This is a genomic window from Bartonella sp. AD328YNZD, assembly GCF_042196425.1.
Map to the genome: position 1 here is coordinate 1 of NZ_JBHIQG010000488.1, position 1,428 is coordinate 1,428.

Below are 1,428 nucleotides of genomic sequence, written 5' to 3' on the forward strand. Positions count from 1 at the left end.
ATGCGCGCGCATTGCGTCAAGCAGCACCACGGGAAAAAAATATCTCTGTTATGGGACCAGCAGAAGCGCCTTTGGCTTTGGTTCGGGGGCGTTATCGTTTTCGGCTTTTGCTGAAAGGACAGCGCTCTTTTGATATACAAGGGTTTATACGTGTAATGCTTAGTAGTATACCCAAAATGCCCAGTTCCGTTCGGGTTCAAATTGATATTGATCCGCAAAGCTTTTTCTAAAACCAGTATCGCATAAAGCGAAGGTCTTTTTGCTTAAGGTGCTTTACTTGAACTCTTCTTATTATTCAGAATAAGCATCCAAGCAGCAAAATATGATATATGTACATTGCATTAAGCAGCGCCACGGGAAAAAATATCTCTGTTATGGGACCAGCAGAAGCGCCTTTGGCTCTGGTTCGGGGGCGTTATCGTTTTCAGTTTTTGCTGCTTTTTTTATTTTAGGGGCAATATTCTTTGTATAAGGGGGCAATGCTTAGCGGTATACTCCAAAATGCTCAGTTCTATTCTGGTTCAAATTGATATCGATCCATAAAGCTTTTTCTAAAGTCTGCGCAATATTAAAATGAAGGGTGTGGATTTAAGAAGATCGTGTTTTTGATGTTGTTTGACAGTCAAATCTCATACAGCAGCATGTAACAGAAAATAAAATGTTTTTGTACTGTACGAGTCGTTTTGATGTTATACCCAATTAGAGTGAAAAATATTATATCTGCTTTATTTATCTTTGATGAGAACACAGATTCATTTTGGAGCGTAAAGGTAAAAATGAGCGTCTATCGTTACCATCTTTTTATTTGATTTTATCGTTTTTAAAAGCGTTCATAGCAATATTTTTTATCATGGAGCTGTTCCAGTTCTTCACGCTTTTATTACCCTCATTTTTTAATGGGGTTGCGTTTTTCATGCGAAGCAGAGAAACCAAAACAGAATATTATTGTATTGTTACATTTCTTGTTTAAGTAAATGTTTCTCAGTACGCTCGAATTCATTTTACGATGTTATCCGTGAATAATATAATGTAAGGGCTTTCATGAATGCAGAAGCTGTTAGGGAGTGCCACCTTTATTTTATAAAGTACTGGTTGGCACTATTATATTATTTTAGCTCTTAATCTTACGAAAGCTCTTGGTCCTTGAGAGCGTTTATAAGAGATGTTTTTTCTTTAATCATTTTATCCATCTTCCTTACTTGTAATGGAGCAAGAGAATGATTTTGATCAAAGGATTTGAAATGAGAGAATCTTACGATGTTGGGGAGTATTCAGTATGAAGAAAGAAGCATTATCATTATAAATCAATGCATTGTATATTTAAGTTGTATATTTAAAAAGTGTTTTTAAAAGGAAATAATTTGGTGAAATGTTTTCAGAAGCGTGGGTATTTGAAGAAAAAAGATCAAATTTTTCTTAATTTTAAGA

General features: G+C 35.0%; 2 pseudogenes. Both read left to right on the forward strand.

Annotated features, from left to right (window positions below):
* Positions 1 to 230 (forward strand): annotated as a pseudogene (locus ACFIO3_RS13090) (primosomal protein N'); the annotation flags it as partial.
* Between the two features lie 129 nt (positions 231 to 359).
* A pseudogene (locus tag ACFIO3_RS13095) lies at positions 360 to 543 on the forward strand (hypothetical protein); the annotation flags it as partial.
* Positions 544 to 1,428 lie beyond the last annotated feature (885 nt).